Source organism: Streptomyces sp. NPDC088910, assembly GCF_044749865.1.
Lineage (GTDB): Bacteria > Actinomycetota > Actinomycetes > Streptomycetales > Streptomycetaceae > Actinacidiphila.
Genome location: NZ_JBIVIV010000010.1, coordinates 197,921 through 220,679, shown reverse-complemented (window position 1 = coordinate 220,679; position 22,759 = coordinate 197,921). Strand labels below are relative to the sequence as shown.

The 22,759-nt window shown below is 71.6% G+C and carries 23 protein-coding genes; 15 read left to right on the top strand and 8 right to left on the bottom strand.

Translation table 11 applies throughout. From position 1 onward, the window contains the following. Positions 1-22 precede the first annotated feature (22 nt). Together ACIP4Z_RS23460 and ACIP4Z_RS23455 are read left to right on the top strand one after the other, a co-directional pair. Positions 23-1,084 (top strand): MDR family NADP-dependent oxidoreductase, encoded by a 1,062-nt coding sequence (locus tag ACIP4Z_RS23460; protein ID WP_401311094.1) that lies wholly within the window; start codon positions 23-25, stop codon positions 1,082-1,084. Between the two features lie 37 nt (positions 1,085-1,121). Then, entirely contained in the window at positions 1,122-1,493 is a 372-nt protein-coding gene (locus ACIP4Z_RS23455; protein WP_391117895.1) for a MerR family transcriptional regulator, read from the top strand. A 26-nt stretch (positions 1,494-1,519) separates the two neighbouring features. On the opposite strand, the gene ACIP4Z_RS23450 is transcribed toward ACIP4Z_RS23455, so the two are convergent. Beyond that, the gene (locus ACIP4Z_RS23450; RefSeq protein WP_391045207.1) at positions 1,520-2,152 is read right to left on the bottom strand and encodes a YigZ family protein; all 633 of its coding nucleotides are present in this window, start codon (positions 2,150-2,152) and stop codon (positions 1,520-1,522) included. A 108-nt stretch (positions 2,153-2,260) separates the two neighbouring features. Between ACIP4Z_RS23450 and ACIP4Z_RS23445 the strand changes: the two genes are divergently transcribed. Together ACIP4Z_RS23445 and ACIP4Z_RS23440 are read left to right on the top strand one after the other, a co-directional pair. Further along, entirely contained in the window at positions 2,261-2,668 is a 408-nt protein-coding gene (locus ACIP4Z_RS23445; RefSeq protein WP_355341292.1) for a CoA-binding protein, read from the top strand. A 22-nt stretch (positions 2,669-2,690) separates the two neighbouring features. Next, complete coding sequence (locus ACIP4Z_RS23440) at positions 2,691-2,927, top strand: hypothetical protein (RefSeq protein ID WP_355341295.1); 237 nt, start codon at positions 2,691-2,693, stop codon at positions 2,925-2,927. A 33-nt stretch (positions 2,928-2,960) separates the two neighbouring features. On the opposite strand, the gene ACIP4Z_RS23435 is transcribed toward ACIP4Z_RS23440, so the two are convergent. Both ACIP4Z_RS23435 and ACIP4Z_RS23430 read right to left on the bottom strand, forming a co-directional pair. Continuing rightward, positions 2,961-3,491 carry a YbaK/EbsC family protein gene (locus ACIP4Z_RS23435; RefSeq protein ID WP_355341298.1) on the bottom strand — a complete coding sequence of 177 codons (531 nt, stop codon included), beginning with the start codon at positions 3,489-3,491 and terminating at the stop codon, positions 2,961-2,963. A gap of 64 nt (positions 3,492-3,555) precedes the next feature. After that, a complete protein-coding gene (locus ACIP4Z_RS23430) occupies positions 3,556-4,308 on the bottom strand; it encodes an acyltransferase (RefSeq protein ID WP_355341301.1) in 753 nt (250 codons plus the stop codon). Positions 4,309-4,451: 143 nt separating this feature from the next. On the opposite strand from ACIP4Z_RS23430, the gene ACIP4Z_RS23425 reads away from it, so the two are divergent. Continuing rightward, a complete protein-coding gene (locus tag ACIP4Z_RS23425; RefSeq protein ID WP_355341366.1) occupies positions 4,452-4,964 on the top strand; it encodes a gamma carbonic anhydrase family protein in 513 nt (170 codons plus the stop codon). Positions 4,965-5,093: 129 nt separating this feature from the next. Here the strand turns inward: ACIP4Z_RS23425 and ACIP4Z_RS23420 are convergent, their stop codons facing one another. Together ACIP4Z_RS23420 and ACIP4Z_RS23415 are read right to left on the bottom strand one after the other, a co-directional pair. Continuing rightward, a complete protein-coding gene (locus tag ACIP4Z_RS23420; protein WP_355341304.1) occupies positions 5,094-5,756 on the bottom strand; it encodes a DedA family protein in 663 nt (220 codons plus the stop codon). 163 nt (positions 5,757-5,919) lie between these two features. Then, entirely contained in the window at positions 5,920-6,372 is a 453-nt protein-coding gene (locus ACIP4Z_RS23415) for a DUF4442 domain-containing protein (RefSeq protein WP_355341307.1), read from the bottom strand. A gap of 72 nt (positions 6,373-6,444) precedes the next feature. On the opposite strand from ACIP4Z_RS23415, the gene ACIP4Z_RS23410 reads away from it, so the two are divergent. After that, positions 6,445-7,710, top strand: coding sequence for a hypothetical protein (locus tag ACIP4Z_RS23410; protein ID WP_401311087.1), 1,266 nt, complete (start codon positions 6,445-6,447; stop codon positions 7,708-7,710). Between the two features lie 90 nt (positions 7,711-7,800). Continuing rightward, positions 7,801-9,201, top strand: a complete 1,401-nt coding sequence (locus ACIP4Z_RS23405) for an MFS transporter (RefSeq protein ID WP_401311084.1) — start codon at positions 7,801-7,803, stop codon at positions 9,199-9,201. Here the strand turns inward: ACIP4Z_RS23405 and ACIP4Z_RS23400 are convergent. Further along, positions 9,141-9,941: a spermidine synthase gene (locus ACIP4Z_RS23400; protein WP_401311295.1), complete on the bottom strand. Its 801-nt coding sequence runs from the start codon at positions 9,939-9,941 to the stop codon at positions 9,141-9,143. The two genes, ACIP4Z_RS23405 and ACIP4Z_RS23400, sit on opposite strands and share 61 nt — an antisense overlap. Positions 9,942-10,313: 372 nt before the next feature. After that, the gene (gene tuf / locus ACIP4Z_RS23395; RefSeq protein ID WP_401311081.1) at positions 10,314-11,501 is read right to left on the bottom strand and encodes an elongation factor Tu; all 1,188 of its coding nucleotides are present in this window, start codon (positions 11,499-11,501) and stop codon (positions 10,314-10,316) included. Positions 11,502-12,038: 537 nt separating this feature from the next. Here tuf and ACIP4Z_RS23390 point away from each other — a divergent pair. Continuing rightward, positions 12,039-13,274, top strand: a complete 1,236-nt coding sequence (locus ACIP4Z_RS23390; protein WP_401311078.1) for an MFS transporter — start codon at positions 12,039-12,041, stop codon at positions 13,272-13,274. A gap of 199 nt (positions 13,275-13,473) precedes the next feature. Then, a complete protein-coding gene (locus ACIP4Z_RS23385) occupies positions 13,474-14,277 on the top strand; it encodes a TVP38/TMEM64 family protein (protein ID WP_401311075.1) in 804 nt (267 codons plus the stop codon). Here the strand turns inward: ACIP4Z_RS23385 and ACIP4Z_RS23380 are convergent. Then, positions 14,234-14,845: a flavin reductase family protein gene (locus tag ACIP4Z_RS23380; RefSeq protein ID WP_355350251.1), complete on the bottom strand. Its 612-nt coding sequence runs from the start codon at positions 14,843-14,845 to the stop codon at positions 14,234-14,236. The two genes, ACIP4Z_RS23385 and ACIP4Z_RS23380, sit on opposite strands and share 44 nt — an antisense overlap. A 763-nt stretch (positions 14,846-15,608) precedes the next feature. Here ACIP4Z_RS23380 and ACIP4Z_RS23375 point away from each other — a divergent pair. From ACIP4Z_RS23375 to ACIP4Z_RS23350, 6 genes are all read left to right on the top strand, one after another. Further along, positions 15,609-16,598 carry a UbiA family prenyltransferase gene (locus ACIP4Z_RS23375; protein ID WP_401311072.1) on the top strand — a complete coding sequence of 330 codons (990 nt, stop codon included), beginning with the start codon at positions 15,609-15,611 and terminating at the stop codon, positions 16,596-16,598. 9 nt (positions 16,599-16,607) lie between these two features. After that, the gene (locus tag ACIP4Z_RS23370) at positions 16,608-17,297 is read left to right on the top strand and encodes a hypothetical protein (protein WP_355350257.1); all 690 of its coding nucleotides are present in this window, start codon (positions 16,608-16,610) and stop codon (positions 17,295-17,297) included. Next, positions 17,288-18,841 carry a benzoylformate decarboxylase gene (mdlC, locus tag ACIP4Z_RS23365; protein WP_401311069.1) on the top strand — a complete coding sequence of 518 codons (1,554 nt, stop codon included), beginning with the start codon at positions 17,288-17,290 and terminating at the stop codon, positions 18,839-18,841. Before ACIP4Z_RS23370 ends, mdlC begins: the two co-directional genes overlap by 10 nt. A 255-nt stretch (positions 18,842-19,096) precedes the next feature. Beyond that, positions 19,097-19,858, top strand: a complete 762-nt coding sequence (locus ACIP4Z_RS23360) for a hypothetical protein (RefSeq protein WP_355350263.1) — start codon at positions 19,097-19,099, stop codon at positions 19,856-19,858. Beyond that, a complete protein-coding gene (locus ACIP4Z_RS23355; protein ID WP_401311066.1) occupies positions 19,851-20,690 on the top strand; it encodes a hypothetical protein in 840 nt (279 codons plus the stop codon). Before ACIP4Z_RS23360 ends, ACIP4Z_RS23355 begins: the two co-directional genes overlap by 8 nt. Then, positions 20,683-22,449: a thiamine pyrophosphate-binding protein gene (locus ACIP4Z_RS23350; protein ID WP_401311063.1), complete on the top strand. Its 1,767-nt coding sequence runs from the start codon at positions 20,683-20,685 to the stop codon at positions 22,447-22,449. Before ACIP4Z_RS23355 ends, ACIP4Z_RS23350 begins: the two co-directional genes overlap by 8 nt. Positions 22,450-22,759 lie beyond the last annotated feature (310 nt).

Below are 22,759 nucleotides of genomic sequence, written 5' to 3'. Positions count from 1 at the left end.
CGCGTCCTCAGGAGACCCGTCCATGTCCGCAACGCCACCGGTAACCCCTCAGGCAAGCCCCTCTGTCCTGCCCCGCACCAGCCGCGAAGTGCGGATCGTCGCCGTCCCCCGAGGACTGCCCTCGCCCGGGGACTTCGCCGTCGTGCAGACGCCGCTCCCGGAGCCGGGCCCCGGCCAAGTCCTCGTCCGCAACCGGCACTTCCTCGTCTTCCCCGGCCTGCGCACCCTGCTCGGCGGTGAGAGCGACGGCGTCCCGCTGCCGCCGCTGCGCCACGGCGACACGCTCTTCGGGCCCGCCGTCGGCGAGGTGGTCGCCGCGCCCGACGGCGACGGGCCGCGTCCCGGTGACCCGGTGCTGCACCTGCTCGGCTGGCGCGAGTACGCGCTGGTGCCCGCCGCCCAGTGCGCCGTGCTGGACGACACACTGCCCGACCCGGTGGCGTATCTCGCCCAGGGTTCCTCCGCGTACGGCGCGCTCACCCGGCTGGCCCAGGTGCGGGCGGGCGACACCGTCTTCGTCACGGGCGCGGCGGGGGCGGTCGGCACACTGGCCGGGCAGGTCGCCAGGCTGCTGGGCGCGGCCCGGGTGATCGGCAGTACGGGCTCGCCGTGGAAGGCCGACCGGCTGCGCTCCGAACTCGGCTACGACGCGGTCGTGTTGCGCGGCTCCGGGCCGTTCGCGCGTCAGCTCGCCGAGGCGGCGCCCGGCGGTGTGGACGTCGTGCTGGACACCGTCGGCGGCGAGCAGTTGGCCGCGGCTCTCGGCGCGGCCAACCAGGGCGCGCGCTTCGCACTGATCGGCGCGCTGTCCGGACAGCTCTCCGCGGACCGGGCGGGCGGCAGCGCTCCCGTCGAGATCGACTCGTACCGGCTCGTCGTCAAGGGCCTGTCCCTGCGCGGCTACAGCGGTACCGACCACCCGGAGGTCGAGGCGGAGTGGACCTCGCGCTTCGGCGGCTGGCTGCGCTCGGGCGAGATCCGCTTCCCGCACACGACGGTCACCGGCATCGAGCGCGCGCCCGAGGCGCTGCCGGATCTGATCGGCGGGCGGCACTTCGGGGCTGCGATAGTGGAGCTGGAGTAGGAATGGGCTAGCGGTACGAGGACCGTCGGGGGGACGGATGCGGATCGGCGAAGCGGCGGCAGCCGCCGGAACCACCCCGCGCGCACTGCGCTTCTACGAGCAGCGCGGCCTGCTGCCGCCACCGGCCCGCACCGGCTCCGGCCAGCGCGACTACGGTCCCGCCGAGGTCGCCCGGCTGCGCGTGATCCGTGAGCTGCTCGCCCTCGGCCTGACCGTCGAGGATCTGCGCAGCCGCGCCCACCGCCTCCACCTCCTGGCGGCCGACCCGCCCGCCCCCTGCGACGGGTCCGCCGACCGGCCCGGCTCCTTCGCCGACGTCGTCGACCGCCGGCTCGCCCTCCTGGACGCCGAGATCGACCGCCTCACCCGCCTGCGCACCGACCTCGCGGAGCGCGCCCGAGGGCGCTAGGGCGTGTCCGTAAAGTCGGACATGTCCTAGGGTGTCACGGTCACATACGCGCTGCCGCCCACCGTCACCTCGGCGGCGCCCGATGTGGCGTCCGCCAGCCAGGAACGGAAGCCGGGGAGATCCGCCTGCGGTACGCCCAGGTCGATGGTCACGGCGGCGGCGTACGCGACACCGCGGATGGCGTGTCCGGCGGCGCGCAGCTCGTTCTCCAGCCGCCCGGCGCGCTGGTGGTCCACGGTGACCGTGACCAGGACGAGCCGCCGCCGCTCGACCGTGCCGATCTCGTCCAGCGCGGCGGTGACGGCGCCCCCGTACGCGCGGGCCAGTCCGCCCGCCCCGAGCTGGACACCGCCGTAGTACCGCGTCACGACGGCCGCCGTGTCCCGGACCTCGCGGCCCAGCAGCGCCTGGAGCATCGGGGTGCCCGCCGTCCCGCCCGGCTCCCCGTCGTCACTGGCCCGGTGCAGCCGCCCCTCGGGGCCGATGACGTACGCGAAGCAGTTGTGGCTGGCCCCGGCGTGCTCCTTGCGGACGCGGGCGATGAAGTCCTGCGCCGCCTCCTCGCTCGCCACGGGCGCGAGCGCGCACAGGAACCGCGAGCGCTTGATCTCGCTCTCGCAGACCCCCGCCCGCGCCACCGTCAGATACCGGTCCACCATCCGGTCAGCCTACGGGCCGCGACCGGGAATGGCGGGCGCGGGAGGCGTGTTTGACCAGGCACGACGGCAGTACGTGGACGATGTGACGGCGAGCGGCTGGAGGACGGCGTGTACGGCGACGCGGAGACGGTGCGGAAGATCCTGACCGGTACCGGGGACACCTGGGCGGTGGTGGGGCTGTCGAACAACACCTCACGGGCCGCCTACGGAGTCGCGGGCGTGCTCCAGCGGTTCGGCAAGCGGGTCGTGCCGGTGCACCCGAAGGCCGAGACCGTGCACGGCGAGCAGGGGTACGCCTCACTGGCCGACATCCCGTTCCCGGTCGACGTGGTCGACGTGTTCGTGAACTCCTCGCTCGCGGGTGGGGTCGCGGACGACGCGGTGGCCGTGGGCGCGAAGGCGGTGTGGTTCCAGCTCGACGTGATCGACGAGGCGGCGTACGAGCGCACGCGGGCGGCCGGCCTGGAGATGGTGATGGACCGCTGCCCGGCGATCGAGATCCCGCGCCTGCCCTGACCTGTGGGTTTACGGTGGGGGTATGGGACGCAAAGCTCCGCCGCCGCCGTTCGGACTCGACGAGCGGACGTATGCGCAGCTCTGGTACTACGCGCTGCCGGTGCTGGCTTTCGTCCTCGGTCTGGTCGTGCTCGTGGCGCTGATGGGTGTGCTGTCCGGGGCGTGGAAGATCTTCGCCGTGCTGGCCGGCGTGGCGGTCGGTACGGCCGTGGTGGCGGGCGGCAGGGCCCTGCACCGCAGGCTGGAGGACCGCTCGTGACCTGCGGCTCCGCAGCCCCGTGGCCCCGCGTCGTCAGATGCCGAGTCCTTCGAGGACGACCGCTCCGGGCAGCGCGGCCAGCGCCTTGCCCGACACGATGAGCTTGCCGCGGCGCGCGCCGCTGCCGATGACCAGGTGCGGCGCCTCCACGACGGCCGCGTCGACGAGCAGCGGCCAGTCGGCGGGCAGACCGACGGGGGTGATGCCGCCGTACTCCATGCCCGTCTCGCCCACGGCGGTGTCCATCGGCGCGAACGACGCCTTGCGCGAGCCCAGGTGGCGGCGGACCGCGCCGTTGACGTCGACGCGGGTGGTGGAGAGCACCAGGCACGCGGCGAGCGTGACGTCCTGGCCGCGCTTGCCCGCGACGACCACGCAGTTCGCCGAGGCGGTCAGCAGGTCGTCGCCGTAGGTCTCGACGAAGACGGCGGTGTCGGCCTTCTCCGGGTCCGTGTCGACGTAGAGCATGTCGGGTGTCACGGCGGCGGCGACCGGCGGCGGGAGCAGGTCGCGGCGCTCGGTGGCGGGGTGGGCTTCGTCGAAGTTGCCGATCGGTGCGCGCATACGGGCAACGTAACAAATGCCCGCACGGCGGCGGAGATTCAGGGCGAGTGCCGGGGCCGGGCGCTCAGGGCCGGTCCTCCAGATCGGCCAGCGCCAGCAGTTGCTCGGGGGTGACGCCCTCGGGGACCGGCAGCGGCGGCGGGGTGCGCAGGGGCGGCTGCCAGCCGGTGTCCGGGTCCCAGCGCCGTACGATCCGGGCCGGCGCTCCGGCGACCACCGCGAAGTCGGGCACCTCGCCGCGGACCACGGCGCCCGCCGCCACGACCACATTGCGGCCGAGCCGCGCACCGGGCAGGATCACGCACCCCGAGCCGAGCCAACTCCCGCTGCCGATCTCGACCGGCGCGGTGCGCGGCCACTGCTTGCCGACGGGCTGGGTCGTGTCGTCGTACGAGTGGTTGTCGCTGGTGACGTAGACGTACGGGCCGCAGTAGACGTCGTTGCCGAAAACCACCGGTACGGACGCGACGACGTGGCTGCCGCGGCCGAGGACGACGCCGTTGCCGAGGCGCAGGACGGGGTCGGGCCCGAGGTCGAGGCCCGGCATCATCCCGGCGGTGAGGGTGACCTGCTCGCCGATGACGCAGTGGTCGCCGAGGTGGATCCACGGCTCGCCGAAGACGGTGCCCTGCGGGAAGGCGAGCCGGGTGCCCTCGCCGATCCGGCCGAAGCGCAGCGGTCCCGGGCGCGCGGCGGTGACCGCCCCCGCGTTCTGCACCCAGCGCCAGCCGCGGTGCACCATCCGCGATCCGACGCGGCGACGCCAGGCCGTGGCGGCGGCGGTCGCGGAGGAGAACACGTTCTCGTTCTTCGGCACGGGCCCACCGTATACGGTGCCGGGTGGAGACCACAGGACCGACGACGAGGGCGGTGGGCATGACGGACTCGGCGGTTACGCGGAGCGCGGGCGCGGCAGGCGCGGAGGGCGGGAGCACGGCGGGCGGCGGCGTCCCCGTACCGCTGATCGCGGACATTCTGGGCCGCGCACCGGAGATCGACCCGACCGCGTTCACCGCTCCCGGCTCGGTGGTGCTCGGGGACGTCACGCTGGGCGCGGGCGCGAGCGTCTGGTACCACGCGGTGCTGCGCGGCGACTGCGAGTCGATCACGGTCGGCGCGGGCTCCAACATCCAGGACAACTGCACGGTGCACGCCGACCCCGGCTTCCCCGCCGTCGTCGGCGAGGGCGTCACGGTCGGGCACAACGCCGTCCTGCACGGCTGTGTGATCGAGGACGACGTCCTGGTCGGGATGGGCGCCACGGTGCTCAACGGGGCGCACATCGGCACCGGTTCGCTGATCGCGGCGGCGGCGCTGGTCCCGCAGGGGATGCGGGTGCCGCCGGGATCGCTGGTTGCGGGCGTGCCCGCGAAGGTGCGCAGGGAGCTGACCGAGGAGGAGAAGGCGACGGTACGGCTGAACGCCGAGCATTACGTGGCGCTGGCCGACGCGCACCGGGAGTCGCTGGGCTGACGGCGGACGCGCACTGCGAGTGGCGGGGCTGACGGCCGATGCGCGCACCGCGAGTCCCTGACCGACGGCCGACACGCGGACGGCGGGCCCGGAGATCCGGGGCCCGCCGTCCGCGCAGTGTCGTATGGCCTACTCGCCCTGCGCCACCGCGACACCGGGCGCCGCCGGTGCCTCCTGCTGCTCGAACTCCGCCTGCGCCTTGGCGGCGCGCCGCCTCACGAAGAGGAACGAGGCGATGCCGAAGAGCACGGCCGCGGCGAGTCCGAAGTAGCCGAACCTCTTCAGCCAGGGTTCGGCGACCACGCCCACGTAATAGATGACCGCGGTGGTGCCGCCCGCCCAGACGATGCCGCCGAGCAGGTTCGCGATCAGGAATTTCCAGTACGGCATCTTGAGCACACCGGCCAGCGGCCCGGCGAAGATCCGCAGCAGGGCCACGAAGCGGCCGAAGAAGACCGCCCACATGCCCCAGCGCTGGAACGAGCGCTCCGCGGTGGCCACATGGCCGGGTGAGAAGTGTTTGGGGAATCTGCGGCCGAGCCGGTCGAGCAGCGGTTGGCCGCCGCGGTGCCCGATCGAGTAGCCGATGGAGTCGCCGCCGACCGCGCCGATGATGGCGGCGGTGCCGACCAGCCAGGGGTTGACGTGCCCTTGCGAGGACAGCAGCGCGGCGCTCATCAGGACGATCTCGCCGGGCAGCGGAATGCCCAGGCTCTCGACGCCGACGACCAGACCGACCATCAGATAGACGAGGATCGGCGGGATGCCGTCGAGCCACTCCTGGACGTGCACAGCGGGGTTCCTCCCCTGGACAACGGTGGGTTGCGCGCACGCGGCGCACACCGCCGAAGCCTAACGGACCGATCGCCGCGAAAGTCCGGTCAAGAGCGAGTCAAACAAGCCGATCGGCGGGCCGTCCGGGGCGGCGCTCCGCGACCGGCGTGAAGTGCCCGGTTCACCGGTTCGGCCGGAGCGTCCACACCACCGTCATGTGCGCGGTCTCGGCGCCGTCCTCCCTGCTGATGGAGATCTCGACGGGGAACTCGGGGCGCTCCCCCGCGTCCAGCTCGGCGACCACGTCGGCGGCGGGCCGCCCCAGTTCGGCGGTGGCCGTCACCGGGCCCATCGCCAGCTTGCTGTAGGCGATCTCGGCGCGGACGGCGAGCGGCACGGCCCGGCCGAGCTGGTCGCCGAAGGCGGCGAGCACGATCGCGCCGCTCGCGGACTCGGCGAGGGTGAACATCGCGCCCGCGTGCGGACCGCCGACGTGGTTGTGGAAGTCGGGCTGGTCGGGCAGCAGCACGACGGCGCGCTCCGCCGTGGTCTCGATGTACTCGAGGTTGAGGGTGCGGGCCATCGGCACGGTGGCCGCCATCATGTCGCCAATGGAAGGCAAGGTCTCGGACATGGCGCGATGTTACCAGCCAGTAGCGGTATCCGGCGTGGAACCGTCGGGCCCACTCCCCTAGTGTTTCCAGCCATGTGGCCAGGAGAACAGCACAACGGGGGAGAGCAGAACCCGCAGGGCGCCCCCCCGCCGAATCCGCCGGGGCCGTACGGCCGGCCGACGCCTTACGACACGCCCTCGCCGTACGCTCAGCCGGGCTACCAGCAGCAACCGAACCAGCCCGCCCAGTCCGGTCCGCCGAACTTCCAGAAGCCGCCGGAGCATCCGTCGGCCCCGCCCTACGGCCAGCCGCCCTCGGGACCTGGCCAGGCCGCGCCGCCGAACCAGTCCGCGGCGCCCACCCAGCCGTACGGGCAGCCCGGTTACGGCACCCCGTCCCCGTACAGCCAGCCCGGCTACGGACAGCAGCCGCCCGGCGGCTACCCGACTCCGCAGAACTGGGGGCCGCCCGTGCCCGGCGGTCCCGGCGGTCCCGGCGGCCCTGGTGGCCAGCCGCCGCAGCGCGACCGCAAGGGGCTGACGGTCGGCATCGCGATCACCGCCGCTGTCGCGGTGATCGCCGCGGTCGTCGTCGGCGCGGTCTACCTCACCGGTGACGACAAGAAGAAGACGGACGCGAAGGACGGGAGTCCGACCGCGTCGGCGCCGCAGTCGCCCACGGGCACGCCGTCCACCACCGCGCCCACCTCCACCGCCACGGGCGGCAACGCCGACACGGGCGACTCGCCGCGCGGCGACCCGGCGGCGCTCGACGTCAAGCCGGTCATTCCGGGCTGGAAGGTCGTCATCCGCAGCGAGCGCAATGTCGCCTTCGACGTACCGCCGGACTGGTCGGTCGACAGCGAGGGCATGACGATCGGCTTCGAGGACAAGAACGGCGACCCGGCCGTCGCGATGAGCGCGCCCGCGTACTACAAGAAGGACTGGTGCAAGAACGGCAACAGCAGCGCCGACCGCGCCGCCGTGGGCACCAAGGGCGCCAACGGGGCGAAGAGCGTGCGCAACGCCGCCGAGGTGCAGGCCGTGTCGTGGGCGTACTGGGCCTATCAGGACAACGGCAAGGGCACCTTCTCCAAGGTGCAGAACAGCAAGGCGTTCCACAACGCGCACGGCATCTCGGGCTGGCAGGCGTCGGCCACCGCCGCCAACATCCCGAAGAGCAGCAAGTGCTCGGCGGACGGGGCCGCGTACACCGTCGCCTGGAGCGACCCGACGCAGACGGACGCCGCCAAGAAGCTCGTGGTGTGGGTGCTCTACGCCGACCGCGGGGTGCCCGACCAGCTCTCGGATTCGGTGATCGACAAGATCAAGAGCACGATCCGGCCGCTGAAGAAGTAGCAAGGAGCGGCGGGCGGCGGGTGCCCGCCGCTCCCGGACCGGCCGGAATCCGTTTGCGAGAGGAAACGGACTGCGGGCATAGTCCCCCGGGTGACCTCGAACGACACGGCCCGCAGCGGCGGCCCCTCCGACGCCCGCCCGCCCGGTCCGCGTTCTCGGGACCCCAGGAGCCGCCTCCCGTCCTGGGCCGGGCGGAATTTCCAACTGCTGGTCACCGCCTCGTTCATCACCAACCTTGGCAACTCCGGCGCGCTCATCGCCGCCGCCTACGCCGTCATCGAGTCCGGCGGCAGCGCCACCGGCGTCGGTCTGGTGGCCGCCGCCAGGACCCTGGCCATGGTGGTCTTCCTGCTGATCGGCGGCGCGGTCGCGGACCGCATCCCGCGTCAGCGAGTGATGGTGACGGCCAACCTCGTCAACGCGCTCTCGCAGGCCGCCTTCGCGGTGCTCGTCCTGGCCGGGCACGCCGCGCTGTGGCAGATGGCGCTGCTGACCGCGGTCGGCGGCGGCGCGCACGCCTTCTTCTCCCCCGCCTCCGAGGGCATGGTGCTCTCCACGGTCGAGTCCGCGCACGCGGGCAATGCCTTCGCCGTCTTCCGGATGTCGATGAACGGCGCGACCATCGGCGGCGCGGCCGTCGGCGGCGCGCTCGTCGCCGCGTTCGGGCCCGGCTGGGTGCTGGCGATCGACGCGCTGGGCTTCGCCGCCGCTGCCGCGATGCGCTCCCGGCTGCACGTCGCCGCGGGCGACCGCCCGGCGCGGGCGTCCGGCATCGTCAGCGATCTGCGCGAGGGCTGGCGGGAGTTCGTCTCCCGCTCCTGGCTGTGGGGCATCGTCGTGCAGTTCGCCGTGGTCAACGCGGTGGTCGGCGCGGCCGAGGCGGTGTACGGGCCGCTGGTCGCCCGCGACCATCTCGGCGGCGCGGGACCCTGGGGCCTGGCCATGGCCGCCTTCGGTGTCGGCACGGTCGGCGGCGGCCTGCTGATGATGCGCTGGAAACCGCGCCGCATGCTGCTCGCGGGCACCCTCGGCGTCTTCCCCCTGGCCCTGCCGAGCGCCACGCTCGCCCTCGCCTCTCCCCTGTGGATCCTGGCGCTCGCCATGTTCATCACCGGCGTGGCCATCGAGGTCTTCGCGGTCGGCTGGATGCTCGCGCTGCACCAGGAGATCGCCGAGGACAAGATGTCACGCGTGTCGGCGTACGACTGGTTCGGCTCGGTGGCCGTGACACCGATCGCCCTGGCCCTCGCCGGTCCCGCCGCCAGCCTCTTCGGCCGTACGCAGGCGCTGTGGGGCTGCTCCGCGGTGGTCGTCCTGCTGACGGGCGCCGTGCTGACGCTGCCGGACGTACGACGGCTGGAACGGCGTACGGGCGGCGGGCACGGGGTGGTGGCGGGCAGCACCGTGGCGCACCCGGACGCCGTTCCCGCTCAGCCGACGGTGAAGGCGCCGTCCGGCGGGGTCGGCGAGGGCGCGGCCGACGTGTCGTAGACCGGGCGGGCGCGACCGGTGAAACGGTCGAGCGCGGCGCCGTGCACCACGCGGGCGGGGAAGGCGTCGGCGGCGCACAGCCGGGCGAGCGCGTCCACCGGGAACGGCGCGGCGCTGGCCACGAGCACCGCGTTGCCGAAGCGACGGCCGCGCAGCACGCCCGGCTCGGCGAGCAGGCAGATCTCGGCGGGGGCGGGGAACACGGCGCGGACCGTGGCCAGTTGGGACCGCAGGAAGGCGAAGGGGGCCGCGTCGGCGACGTTCGCGACGTAGACGCCGCCGGGGCGCAGGACGCGGCGCGCGGCGCGCACGAACTCCACCGACGTCAGGTGCGCGGGCACGCGCGCGCCGCCGAAGACGTCCGCCACGACCGCGTCCGCGCTCGCCTCGGCCGCCGTGGCCAGCCACGCGCGCGCGTCCGCCGTGTGCACCGTCACCGACGCGGGGTCGGCCAGCGGCAGATGCTCGGCGACCAGCGCGGCCAGCCGCCGGTCGGCCTCGATGACGTCCTGCCGCGAACCCGGCCGCGCCCACGCCAGCCACCGCGGCACCGTCATCCCGCCGCCCCCGAGATGCACGGCCGCCACCGGCTCCCCCGGCGCGCTCCCGGCCTCCAGCGCGTACGCGATCCGCCGCACGTACTCGAACTCCAGGCACTCCGGATCGTCCAGGTCCACATACGACTGCGGTGCCCCGTCCACCGTCAACAGCCAGCCCCGTGGCCGGTCCACGTCCGGCATCAGCCGGGCTTCCCCGAAGTCCACGGGGCGGATCACGGGGACCGCTTCGGGGGCGGGGGCCTCTTCTGGGGCGGTTGGCGGGTCCTCCGGGGTGTGGCTCACGGGGTCATTGTCCCAGGCGGGCGGTTTCCGTACGGGGGTGCGGGTGTCCGTGCGGGCCGATGGCCGCTGCCGTGGGATCGGGGCTACCGAGCGGGCGGGGATCGGGCGTGATCCGTACCGGCGCGTGCGCGGGGCCCCGCGCACGGCCCGGCCCCGCCGTCCCCCGGTTGTTCGGGGTTCGACGGGGCCGGGTTCTGTCGCGGCCGGGCCGCGATGGGCCGAGCCCTCTTGCGGCCGGGCCCTGTTGGGAGCGGTCGCCGGGTGGGCGGCTCAGCCCACGGCGGTGACCGTGCCCGCGCCGACCGTGCGCCCGCCCTCGCGGATCGCGAAGCCGAGACCCGGCTCCAGCGGGAGCGGGCGGCCCAGCTCGACGCTGATGTCGGCGGTGTCGCCGGGCAGCGCCATGCCGCCCGGCCCGCCGAAGTCGACGTCGCCGACCACGTCCGCGGTGCGGATGTAGAACTGCGGCCGGTAGCCGGTGGAGACCGGCGTGTGCCGGCCGCCCTCGGCCGCGGGCACCATGAAGACCGTCGCCGTGAACCGCGTGTGGCTGGCCACGCTGTCCGGCGCCGCGACGATGTCGCCGCGCCGCACCTGGGCGCGCTGCACACCGCGCAGCAGCAGCGCCACGTTGTCACCCGCCTGCGCGGACTCCATCGGCTTGCCGAAGGTCTCCAGACCGGTCACCACACTCACCAGCGGCCCGTCGCCGTGCCCCTCGCCGTACACCTCGACGCGGTCGCCCGGCCGTACGGTCCCTCGCTCGACCGCGCCCGTCACGACGGTGCCGCGCCCGGTGATGGTGAGCACGTTCTCCACCGACAGCAGGAACGGCGCCTCGGTGTAGCGCACCGGGACCGGCACGTGCGTGTCGACCGCGTCGAGCAGCGCCTCGATCGCGGCGGTCCACCGCGGGTCGCCGTCGAGCGCGCGCAGCCCGGAGACGCGCACGACGGGCAGCGTGTCGCCCGGGTACCCGTGGGCGGTGAGCAGTTCGCGCACCTCCAGTTCGACCAGGTCGGCCAGCTCCGGGTCCCCCGCGTCCGCCTTGTTCAGCGCGACGACGATGTGCCGGACACCGACCTGCTTGGCGAGCAGGACGTGCTCCGCGGTCTGCAGCATCACGCCGTCGAGCGCGGAGACGACCAGGATCGCGCCGTCGAGCTGCGCGGCGCCGGTGATCATGTTCTTCACGTAGTCGGCGTGCCCCGGCATGTCCACGTGCGCGTAGTGCCGGGTGTCGGTCTCGTACTCGACGTGCGCGATGGTGATGGTGATCCCGCGGGCCGCCTCCTCCGGGGCCCGGTCGATCCGGTCGAACGGCACGAAGGTGCCGGTCCCGCGGTCGGCCAGGACCTTGGTGATGGCGGCGGTGAGGGTGGTCTTGCCGTGGTCGACGTGACCCATGGTGCCGATGTTGAGGTGTGGCTTGGTGCGCACGTAGTTCTGCTTGGACATGACGGACGTCGTCTCTTCTCTTCCTCTGACGGAGTTGTCTGACGCGGCCGGACCCCATGAGCCGGACCGACCCTCCCCCTGCGGGGTCCGCCGGATGACTGTCCGGGGAGGGTCAGCGTCGTGCGCCGTCGAAGAAGGTGTCCCGTGCGCTCCGGGCAGCCTTCGTCGGCGCGACCGCTGCTGCGGTGGCGTCTGCGAGGAAGGTGAGCCGGAACATGCGGTGATCATCCCTGCCGGGTCGGTGGTACGTCCAAAGGTTTTCCGTCGCCTTCCGGGGAGGCGTGGCGTGATGGTCGACACGACTTCACCCGGTGGTGACGTATGCGAAGCAACCGCGTGCGAGAATTTGTTCCGCGAAGGAACTTAGAAGGTGGCGGGCACCGCCGCGAGCCCGAGCGCGGCACTCATGATGTCCGCCCGCACGAACCCGGCGTGCACGAACCCTCCCCGTACGAACCCGGCGTGCACGAACCCTCCCCGTACGAACCCGGCGCCCACGGGTCCCGAACCCCGAACACTTCAGAAGGATGCTGCTCCATGCCCCTGGCCATACTCGCTCTGGCGGTGAGCGCCTTCGGCATCGGCACGACCGAATTCGTGATGATGGGCCTGCTGCCCAACGTCGCTGACGACCTGGGCACATCGGTGCCCACCGCGGGCTATCTCGTCTCCGCCTACGCCCTCGGCGTCGTGCTCGGCGCGCCCCTGCTCACCGCGCTCGGCTCCCGCGTCCCGCGCAAGCGGATGCTCCTGCTGCTGATGGCGCTCTTCACGCTCGGCAACGCGGCTTCCGCCGTGGCCCCCGGCTACAGCACCCTGCTCGTGGGCCGCTTCCTGGCGGGCCTGCCGCACGGTGCCTTCTTCGGTGTCGGCGCCGTCGTCGCGGCCCGGATGGTGAGCGAGGACCGCAGGGCGCGGGCGGTGGCCGCGATGTTCCTCGGCCTGACGATCGCCAACATCGTCGGCGTGCCGGCCGCGACCGCGCTCGGCCAGAGTCTCGGCTGGCGCGCGACCTTCCTCGTGGTGTCCGTGATCGGCCTGATCGCGCTGGGCTCGCTCGCGCTGCTGATCCCGCGTCTGCCCACCGACGAACACGTGGGAGTGGCCCAGGAGTTCCGCGCCCTGCGCGAGCCGCAGGTGCTGCTCGGCCTGCTCACCGCCGTGTTCGGCTTCGCCGGGATCTTCGCCGTCTACAGCTATCTCGCGTCGATGATGACCGAGGTCACCGGCTACGCCGACTCCTCCGTCACGTGGCTGCTCGCCCTCTTCGGCGTCGGCATGACGCTGGGCACGCTCGCCGCGGGCCCCCTCACCGACCGGGCCCTGCGGCCGACGCTGTACTTCTCGCTCGGCGCCCTGGCCGTCGTCCTCTTCGGCTTCCACTACGCGGCCGAGTCCAAGGTCGCCGCCCCGATCGGGGTGGTCGTGCTCGGCGCCGTCGGCTTCCTCACCACCACACCGATCCAGATGCTGGTCATGAACAAGGCCCGCCAGGCCCCGACCCTGGCCTCCGCCTCCAACCACTCCGCGTTCAACCTCGCCAACGCCGGCGGCGCCTGGCTCGGCGGCGTCGCCATCTCGGTCGGCTGGGGCTGGACCTCCCCCGCCCTGGTCGGCGCGGTCCTCGCCGCCGCCGGACTCGGCATCGCCGTGACCGCCGGCGTCCTCGACCGCCGCTCGCCCCACGCGGCCTCCCCTGTCGTCACCGGCAGCGGCCCGCAGCTTCAGAAGGCGGGGGGAGACGGGGAGTTGACGGTGGCGGACACGGTGTGACGCGGGGGCCGCGCGGTCCGACGATCTTCCGCCGGACTCCGCGCTCGGCCCGTACGACGTGCGCCACGCACCCGTCCCCGGCCCGTACGGCGTGCGCCACGCACCCGTCCCCGGCCGTAGACGTGTCGCGGCGCCCCGCCCCCGCCGTGCGGCAACCCGACAGGCGCCATCTGCCGCCCGTCTCGATTACGCTGCCTGAATGCTCGACCGCTTCCCGCGAGTCCCGGTCTCCGCTCCGTACGGGGCGGCCGTCCGTCTTTCGCGCGTACTGCTCTCCCCGTGGGCGCGGTTCGCGCTGCTGATCCTGCTGTTGGCGGGCGCGGGGGCCGCCGTACTGGCGTGGCAGCCGCAGCATCTGCTGGCGCACGGCCTGCCGCGTACGTCGGGCACGATGGCGGTCGTCCTCTTCGCGCTCGCGTACGGCGTGTGCACCGTCGCGTTTGTCCCGCGACCGCTGCTCAACGCCGCCGCCGGGGCCCTGTACGGCATCCACGCCGGGCTGCCCGCCGCCATAGCAGGGACCGTGCTGGGCGCGGGTCTCGCGTTTCTGCTCGGGCGGCTGCTCGGCCGTGACGCCGTACGGCCCTTCCTGCGCGGGCGGATCGCGCTCTCGCTCGACCGGCAGCTCAGCAGGCACGGCTTCCGCAGCACGCTGGCGCTGCGGCTCTTCCCCGGTGTGCCCTTCGCCGCCGCCAACTACGCGGCGGCCGTCTCCCGTATCCGGCTGCTGCCCTTCCTCACCGCCACGGCGGCGGGCAGCGCGGCGAACACCGCCGCCTACGTGGTCGCGGGCAGCCGCGCCGCCTCCCCGACCTCGCCGGTCTTCCTGCTGGCCCTCGGTTTCCTGGGCGTCACGGGTGTGGCGGCGGCCATGGTGGCCCGCCGCACCCGCTCGGCGCGCGCGGCCGACCCGGATTCCGCCGAGCCCTCGGACTCCTCCGAGACGGTCGCCGGAGCGGTCACATCCCCGGACCGGACCAGTCCGCCAGCGGAATCCGCTTGATCTCCAGGATCTCGCCGAGCGTCCCCCACTCGTCCTTGCCCAGCCGTGACAGCGGGCGCAGTTTCCGTACGTCCGGGTGCCCGTCGTCCATCACCGCCTCCGAGACGGCCGCGTGCACGACCCGCCCGAACACCACCGTCGAGTCCCCCAGCCGGACCGTGCTGTGCAGCTCGCACTCCAGCGCCACCGGCGAGGCCGCCACCCGCGGCGGCTTCACCCTCAGGCTCGGCTCCCGCGCGATCCCCACCGCGTCGAACTCACTCGTCCCGCGCGGGAAGTCCGTCGCCGTCGCGTTGATCTGCTCGAACAGATGCTCCGGCGCCAGGCTCACCACGAACTGCCCGGTCTCCTCGATGTTCCGCACCGAGTCCTTCCGCCCCACCGACGTGAACTGCACCACCGGCGGACTCACGCACGCCACCGTGAAGAAGCTGTGCGGGGCCAGATTGTCCGTGCCCGCCGCCGACGTCGTCGACACCCAGGCGATCGGCCGGGGTACAACGACCGAGGTCAGAAGCTTGTAGAAGACGTTCCGTTCAACCTGGCCGGGATCAATGTCGATGCGCATGGTCCTCAGTATCCATGCGCCCCCCACCGATCCCCACGCCGGATCGCGGCTTCTTCTCAGATGGGAGGCCGATGACATCATCCACGTAGTTCTGAGCGTCACTGCAACCCGACAGCTTCTTCCTGGCCGAGCTCGATACCGGTGACGCCCCGTTCCTCGGATGCTGTTCCTGGTGATGCAAGCCGACATTCCAGTAGCCCGGCCCTGAGCGTCAAGGCCCGGCCTGATGGTGCCCTCTACCGAACAGATCGCCGACCCCGATCACCCGAATCTGCGACCGGTCTCCGACCGCAACGGTTTTCGCGCCGTTCCGCGCGACCTCGGCCAGGGGCTCACCATCGCGACCTGTCCACGACGAAGAGGGCCAACACCGGCCAGACTTGCGCCGGGTGCCTGCAACGCCTTGAGGCGGGTTGACCTTTACTGGTTGCTTTCGCCGCCGCCTAAGCGGCTTTCAACACGCGACCAACTTTCAACAGGCGGGTCACAAAAAAAGCTGGTCGATTTCCTCGGCCCAGTGCCACCATCATCGTGTAAGGCTTCCCGGTGGACCGGCCGCCACTACTGAGAACAGAGAAGGCCGCAGGCTGGCGGCCGTGGGGTACCGGACGATTGCGAAAGGTCGTCCGTCGGCGTTCTCGGTTGCGCTGATCCGGGATTACCTCGCTGCCCGACAGCACGTCCGGTACTGCCGCCCCGAGGGAGACACAACATGTCCCGCTCTGCCGTGACTTCTCAATGTTTTCGTATCGAGCCTGCCGTCTTGTTCCGCTACCGTCAGGTCTGCGTCGCGCACCTGCAAACGTGGCGGCTCTACACCATCTGGTATCCCGGACTGGTCGGGCTGTCCGGAGCCTGGTTAACCGGAGATGCCGCTCCTGCCGGCCTGGTGTGTGCCTGGCTGGGACCGACCGCCGCCTGGATCGCCGCTCACTACCTAGGCGATTTCCTCGACCGTGAACTGGACGCCCACGCCAAGCCAGGCCGCCCCATCCCATCCGGGCGCATCGCTGAGCAGGCCGCGCTCGCCAGCGCAGGACTGGGGCTAATGGCCTTCAGTGGCACCGCTGTGGTGCTGGGTGCGCGCGAACTCCTGCCCGCTGGTGCGATCGGTGCGGGGATTTTTCTGTACAGCGGTGCGTTGAAAGCGCGAGGGCTGGCCGGAAACCTGGTCCGCGGCTGCCTGACTGCGGCGGCATTCGTCTTTGGAGCGCTCGCCCCAGGCCACCCGGACTGGCGGCTCGTCATCCCACTCGCTCTCGCATTCCTGTCTCATGACACCGCCTCGAACCTGGTTGGCACTCTGCGCGACATTGACGGCGATCGGTCCGGCGGCTATCGCACCTTTCCCGTGCGCTACGGTGCTGGGCCCGCTCTCACTGTGGCCGCAGCCAGCTACTCGGTGGCGCTCTCCATCGGGTGGGCAGTGGAACTTCTTGCCAGGCCCAGGCACCACCTGCTGTTCGGCAGTCTCGTAGCTGCCGCGACCGTCATGGGCGCGCTCGGATTTTGGCGCTTGTACCGCCGCCGCGGAGCTCTGGACCAGGCGACTGCTCTGCGTGGCCATGAGGTGCTGGTACTGGAACGCCTGGTGCTCACTAGCGCCGTACTCGCCATCGGCATCGGCTGGTGGTGCCTGCCAGCGCTCGCGCTGCTGCTCACTCTGAGCGGGCTCACCCAGCAACGCATGCGCGCGGCCTACGAACAAACCCGGTCGGCTCGTCCGACGCAGGGACAGCACACCAGCCCGTAGGAGTGAACCGTGTTCGCAATCCTGGTCGTCGCCGCCGGAATCGGCTGGACCGCGACCTACGTCCAGATCATCCAGCACGGCGTCCGCGACCGCGTCTACGGCATGCCACTGGCAGCGCTGTGCGCGAACATCTCCTGGGAGTTCATCTTCGCGTTCGTCCACCCCTACCCGCACCTGCTGCGCCCCGTCACCGTCGTCTGGTTCTGCGTCGACCTGATTCTGGTGTACCAGGCCCTCAAGTTCGGGCCTGCGCAGTTCCCCTCCCTGAAACGCGGAATCTTCTACGCGATGTTCGCCCTGACCATGGCGTCCACCTATCTGAGTGTTCTGCTGCTGAGCAGCGAACTCGGCGACCGTTGGGGGGCCTACGCCGCCTTCGGCCAGAACCTGGCCATGTCCGTACTGTTCCTGACCATGCTCCACCACCGCGGCACCCTGGCCGGCCAGTCCCTGGGAATCGCGGTCACCAAACTGCTCGGTACGGTCCCCGCCTCGCTGGCGTTCTCGCTCTACCGCCGCCCCTACAGCGACTCCTCGCTGATCCACTTCCTGTGTGCCGCGATCTTCGTGTTTGACCTGCTCTACGTTCTCGCCGTGCGCGATGCCGTCCGCTCCCGCAGGACAGCGGGCGCCGGCGTACCAACGGCCCGTGCCGGTGCCGAGGCGCTACCCGGTCAGGAGGCCACCAAGTGGCTGTGATCCGCGACATCGTCCACCACATGCTCAGGGAATGGGGGATGACGACCATCTTCGGCAACCCCGGCTCCACCGAACTCGGATTCCTGCAGGACTTCCCCAGCGACCTCAACTACGTCCTGACCCTGCACGAAGCCGTCGCCGTCCATGCCGCCCACGGCCATGCCCTGGCCACAGGTCGGCCGGCACTGGTGAACCTCCACAGCGGCCCTGGCCTCGGCAACGCGATGGGTGCCATCCTCGCAGCCAAGGCTGGCCGAGCGCCCCTGGTCATCACCGCCGGCCAGCAGACCCGACGCCTCGTCACCATGGAAGCGCTGCTCACCAACGCCGATGCCACCACGCTGCCCCGGCCGGCGGTCAAGTGGGCCTTCGAACCGCCCCGCCCGCAGGACGTCCCGGCCGCCCTGGCCCGCGCCCGGCACCTGGCGATGCAGCCTCCCCAAGGGCCGGTGTTCTTGTCCCTGCCCGCGGACGACTGGGACGTCGAGGGCGAAGACCCGGCCCCGCTCACCGGCCGCCGTATCAGTGCCCGGTCCGTTCCCGCCCCGGGCACCCTCGCCGCCCTGGCCGACCGCCTCGACCGGGCCAGACGACCCGTGCTCGTTCTGGGCTCCGGCCTGGACTCCGAGGCGGGGCGCGCCAGCGCCGTCCATCTTGCCGAACGCACCCGAACACCGGTGTGGACTGCGCCTTCCCAAGGGCGCAGTCCGTTCCCCGAAGACCACCCCCACTATCAGGGCGTCCTCCGCCCCGCCGCGCCGCTCCTGTGCCAGGCACTCGCCGAACACGACCTGATCCTGGTCGTCGGAGCCCCGGTTTTCCGCCATTACTTGGACCTGCCCGGCCCCCTCATCCCCCCGGGCAGTGAACTGGTCCTGCTCACCGACGATCCAGACGAGGCCGCCCGCGCCCCGGTAGGTGACGCCGTACTGGCCGATCCGGCCCTCGCCCTCGCCGCCCTGGCCGATCTGGCCGCCCCGGGCGGCCACCGGCCCCTGGTCCCGAGACGCCCCGCCGCAGCTCCACCCACCGACCGGGCCGACCAGATCCTTGACTGCCTGGCCCACCTGTCCCCCGACACCGTCATCGTCAACGAGTCCCCCTCCACCCTGGACACCTTCTGGAACCGTGTCACCATCCGCCGCGCTGGCGGCTACTACACCAGCCCCGACGGCGGCCTCGGCTTCGGCCTCGCCGCAGCTGTCGGCATCCAACTCGCCGACCCCACCCGCCCGGTGGTCGCCGTGATCGGCGACGGATCGGCCCAGTACTCCATCACCGCCCTATGGACCGCCGCCGCTCTTCGGCTCCCGCTGACCGTCCTTGTCCTGCGCAACGATCGCTACGCCGTCCTGGACTGGTACGCCCAGCTCACCGGCCGAAAAATGGTCCCTGGGCTGACCATCCCGGGCCTGGACCACCTGTCCTTGGCCCGCGGCTACGGAGCCACCGCGCATCAGGTCGTCGACCTCGCGGCCCTGCCCGCCCTACTGCACCATCCAGTGTCCGAAAAGCGTCCGAAGGTTCTCGTCGCCGACCTGTGACGACCCGGTCCTCCTCCAGCCGAGCGACCCCACCCCGCGAACGACGGTGGGGAGGAGAGCCGTGGACGTTCAACGCCGCGGAACATTCAACGCCTCCGGTTCGGGCGACGCATGGCGCTCCCGTCCGAGGCTGTGCATTGATGGTCTCCTGAATCCTGGCTCCGGACACCGTCGCGGCAGAAATAGAGCGCCGGGAGGGAGCTTCACGCGATACGACCGGCATCCCGAACTCCTTGGAGAGAGGATGGTTGAGCTGTGTTGTCGGACTCACCAGGGACAACGTCAGCAGAAGGCAGCACGACCGACAGCCCGGACGGACGTACCTACACGGAGGCCGGGCCTCTCGAACGCACCTCCTGGGATTCTCGGCTGACCTGCAATGTCGTCGATCCCTCCGTGCCGCTGCGGATGCACGGCTACGGCGTCTTCGGCGACCTCGCGCGGCACTATCGCTTCTCCGAACTGGCATTCCTCGCCTGGCGCGGAGAACTGCCTGCCGAGTCGGAGGCCGTCGCGATGGAGACCGCGTGGACGTTGCTGATGCCCGTCCCGCTGACCGACGCGGGCGCGCATGCGGCACTGCTGGCGCGCATTACGGCGTGCCCACCGGCTCAGGTGCTGTCGGTCGCGGCGATCACGCTAGCCGAATCGGCTCAAGGGGTGCTCGACGAGCACACGGCGTGGCTGGAGTGGCTGAGGGGTCCCGAGGACACGCCGCCCGCGGCCTACGCCGCCAGCACACCGGACGACCAAGCCGCTTGGGAGGCCGTGCCCGCCGACGCGAAGACCCTCCTTCCCGGCCCGAGATCCTTCGTTCCGACCGTCACGGCGGGCGCGCTGGCCCTGCTGTTCTGCTGCGGACTGCGGGATCCGCAGGAACTGATCACCTCGATCGTCATGGCTCAACTGCCCGCAGTCACCGCTGAGGTACTACGCCACTCGGCGACCGAAATGCTGCGCTACCCCATCAACCTGCCACCCGTCCGCTATGTCCCGGAGTCCGAAGGCAATGGCTGAGACCTTTGATGAAGCCAGGAACGTTGATGAGATCAGAACAGCGATCGGCAGGTTCGGCTGGGGTGACAACCAGTTGGCCGGTTACGCGGTCGCCGGTGACCTCGCCGGTTCCACGTCCGTCTGGAGTCTGATGTCGCTGGTGTTCGGGCACCGCAAGCTGACGGACGCGGAGAGCTCGATGCTCGACGACCTCGCCGCGTCGTCCGCTCTCGCGGATCCGCGGATCTGGCCGCTCAAGGCGGGCCGCATCGCGGCGTCCTGGGGCAATCCGACGGCAGGGTTCGCCGCGTCCGTCCTTGCCGCCACAGGTGTGGCCGGCCCGGGCACCTCCCGGCTCTGCGCACAGATGCTGCTCGATCTGCGCAGCCGGCTGAGTGCCGCGGAGGGAGTGAGCCTGCCCACCGCAGTGGGTGAACTGCTGGAGCGCAACCCCCGGCTGCCGGGTTTCGGAGTGCCGCTGCGACCCGCGGACGAACGTGTGCTGGCATTCCAGCAGTGCGTCCGAGTCCGCCAATGGCCGGTCGGCACCTACCAGTTGCTGGTCTACGACGTCGAGGCCGAGCTGTCCCGGCGGAGGAAGACGGCAGTGAACATCGGCGGCCTCGGCATCGCCGTCCTGCTCGACCTCGGCTTCGCGGCCGACACCGCTGCCGTGATGATGATGCTGATCATTCAGCCGTCCTTCATCGGCAACGCCGTCGAGGGCGCCGCACAGCAGGCCCCTGTCCTGCGTTCTCTGCCGCACTCCGCCCTGCGCTACCGGGGAGTCGCCCCCCGGACGAGTCCACGCCACCGCGACGCCGAACACGACGATAGGACCTTCCGTGGCTGACGTGTCCGACCAGGCAGAAACCTCCGCCCCCGCACGGCCGGCCGACGTTCGCCCAGCCTCCCCGGACGGCACCGCCTCCACACTCGCGCAGGGCGTGGTGATGATGCTCCGGGCACTGGGTGTCAAAGAGACGTTCGGTGTCTCCGGAGGAGGCATCGTCTACATGTGGGATGCCCTCTCCGCCTCCGGCGTCCCCACCTATCACTGCCGACACGAGACAGGCGCCCTCTTCGCGGCATGTGAGGCGAGCATCGCCGCCGACCGTCCGGTCGCTGTGTTCGTCACCACGGGACCAGGTCTGACCAACAGTCTCACCGGCTTGATGGCGGCGCGTTACGAGGGCGCGAAGGTGCTGCTGATCAGCGGCTACACCGATCCTGCCTATGTCGGCCGATTCCCCATCCAGGAAACGAGCCCTCTGTCCCTGCCACCGCAGACGCTGCACACGCCCAACCAGACGGTCCAGGGAGTCACCATCCTCGACAGCCCGCAATCTCTGGCCGGCGTATGGGAGGCGTGCGCGGCAGGCTTCGCCCGGTCCACCGGCTATGTGCACCATCTCGCCCTGACCGTTCCGGCCCAGCGCGGTCACCTTCCCGTGCCGCTGTCCGCTCCTCCGCGTGCCACCGCTGCGGACACACCGGCTCTTGACCAGGCGCTCCTCTCCCGGCTGGCCGCCGGTCGGTGCGCGCTGTGGGTCGGCTGGGGCGCGCGCCGGGCAGCAGCGGCCGTCGCCGAACTCTCCGAACGTCTCGACGCGCCGGTGATGTCCACTCCCCGCGGCAAGGGCATCTTCCCCGAGGCAGGTCCCCGATACCTGGGCGTGACCGGACTGGGGGGCGATCCCGAAGTCGCCGACGCACTGCGGCGCCACGACCCGGATTTCGTGATCGCGCTGGGCAGCAGGCTTGGTGACGGGGCCTCCTGCTACGACGAGGCGTATCTCGCCCGAGCCCAGCTCATCCAGGTCGACCTCGCTCCCGACGACCTGCCTCACGTCTACCCGGCCGACCGGCTCATCCGTGTAGAGGCTGACGTCGCCGCCTTCGCGTACGCGCTCGTGGAAGCGGCGCCCGCCATGTGCGCGCCGCCCACCAATACGCATCACACCGGCGGCCCCGCACCGAGGCACACTCCCTCAGCCCCACCGCCGCGAACAGAGCGCCTCGTGCACCCACGCCGGCTCCTGCACGAGATCCAGAGCCGGTTCGTCGACCGGGGCGACCTCGTGATGGGGGACAACGGCAACGCGTTCGCCTGGGGGAACCGCTATCTGCGCTTCTCCCGCCCGGGGCAGTGGCGTGTGAGCAACCTCTACCTGGGCTCCATGGGGCACTTCGCCTGCGGAGCGGTCGGCGCGGCCCTTGCCACCGGCAGACGCGCCGTCGCCCTGGTGGGAGACGGGGCCATGCTGATGCAGAACGAGGTCAGCACCGCGGTCCAGTACAACGCGTCCGTCGTGTGGATCGTCCTCAACGACGCGAGTTACGGTATGTGCAGACAGGGAACGAAAGCTCTCAGCCTGCCTTACGCCGACTCCTCGCTCCCCATGACCGACTTCGCCCAGTACGCCGAAGCCCTCGGCGCCCGCGGTATCCGCGTCACCGCCCCGGAGGCTCTGCACGACGCCCTGCGGGAAGCCGCAACGGTCCAGGGCCCGTGTGTTGTCGACGTATTGATCGACCCCGAAGCACTCGCTCCCACTCAGCGACGCTTCGCCGGGCTCAAACACGTCCCCTCCGCCGGCCTTGGTCACTGACTTCAGCGGCGCGCCCTTCGAAGCCCCTGGATCCGTTCGGCCGCCCCTTCCTGCCCTGCCGGCGTTCTCGGCCGGGGGGTCGGCGAGAACGGCCCGCCGGTATCGGCCGCACTGCCGGTGTGCGGATCCGACCCGCGTTTCCGGGAACCGGGCAGTGGCCGCAGGGCCGTTCCGGCGAGCCGCCGACCGCGAAGTAGACCTGGGAGCGCCGGCTCCACATCGGACCCGTCCTCGCCGGATCCGACGACGATCTCCTCGCCGCCCTCAGCGCTTTCGCGCTCCCGCTGGACGTGGCCTTCCCGTTCCGGAC

What these genes read in the sequence shown, in the direction of transcription:
- ACIP4Z_RS23460 (WP_401311094.1), top strand. Translation starts at nt 23, where the DNA reads ATGTCCGCAACGCCACCGGTAACCCCTCAGGCAAGCCCCTCTGTCCTG.
- ACIP4Z_RS23455 (WP_391117895.1), top strand. Translation starts at nt 1,122, where the DNA reads ATGCGGATCGGCGAAGCGGCGGCAGCCGCCGGAACCACCCCGCGCGCA.
- ACIP4Z_RS23450 (WP_391045207.1), bottom strand. Translation starts at nt 2,152, where the DNA reads ATGGTGGACCGGTATCTGACGGTGGCGCGGGCGGGGGTCTGCGAGAGC.
- ACIP4Z_RS23440 (WP_355341295.1), top strand. Translation starts at nt 2,691, where the DNA reads ATGGGACGCAAAGCTCCGCCGCCGCCGTTCGGACTCGACGAGCGGACG.
- ACIP4Z_RS23435 (WP_355341298.1), bottom strand. Translation starts at nt 3,491, where the DNA reads ATGCGCGCACCGATCGGCAACTTCGACGAAGCCCACCCCGCCACCGAG.
- ACIP4Z_RS23415 (WP_355341307.1), bottom strand. Translation starts at nt 6,372, where the DNA reads ATGTCCGAGACCTTGCCTTCCATTGGCGACATGATGGCGGCCACCGTG.
- ACIP4Z_RS23410 (WP_401311087.1), top strand. Translation starts at nt 6,445, where the DNA reads ATGTGGCCAGGAGAACAGCACAACGGGGGAGAGCAGAACCCGCAGGGC.
- ACIP4Z_RS23400 (WP_401311295.1), bottom strand. Translation starts at nt 9,941, where the DNA reads ATGCCGGACGTGGACCGGCCACGGGGCTGGCTGTTGACGGTGGACGGG.
- tuf (WP_401311081.1), bottom strand. Translation starts at nt 11,501, where the DNA reads ATGTCCAAGCAGAACTACGTGCGCACCAAGCCACACCTCAACATCGGC.
- ACIP4Z_RS23390 (WP_401311078.1), top strand. Translation starts at nt 12,039, where the DNA reads ATGCCCCTGGCCATACTCGCTCTGGCGGTGAGCGCCTTCGGCATCGGC.
- ACIP4Z_RS23385 (WP_401311075.1), top strand. Translation starts at nt 13,474, where the DNA reads ATGCTCGACCGCTTCCCGCGAGTCCCGGTCTCCGCTCCGTACGGGGCG.
- ACIP4Z_RS23380 (WP_355350251.1), bottom strand. Translation starts at nt 14,845, where the DNA reads ATGCGCATCGACATTGATCCCGGCCAGGTTGAACGGAACGTCTTCTAC.
- ACIP4Z_RS23355 (WP_401311066.1), top strand. Translation starts at nt 19,851, where the DNA reads ATGGCTGAGACCTTTGATGAAGCCAGGAACGTTGATGAGATCAGAACA.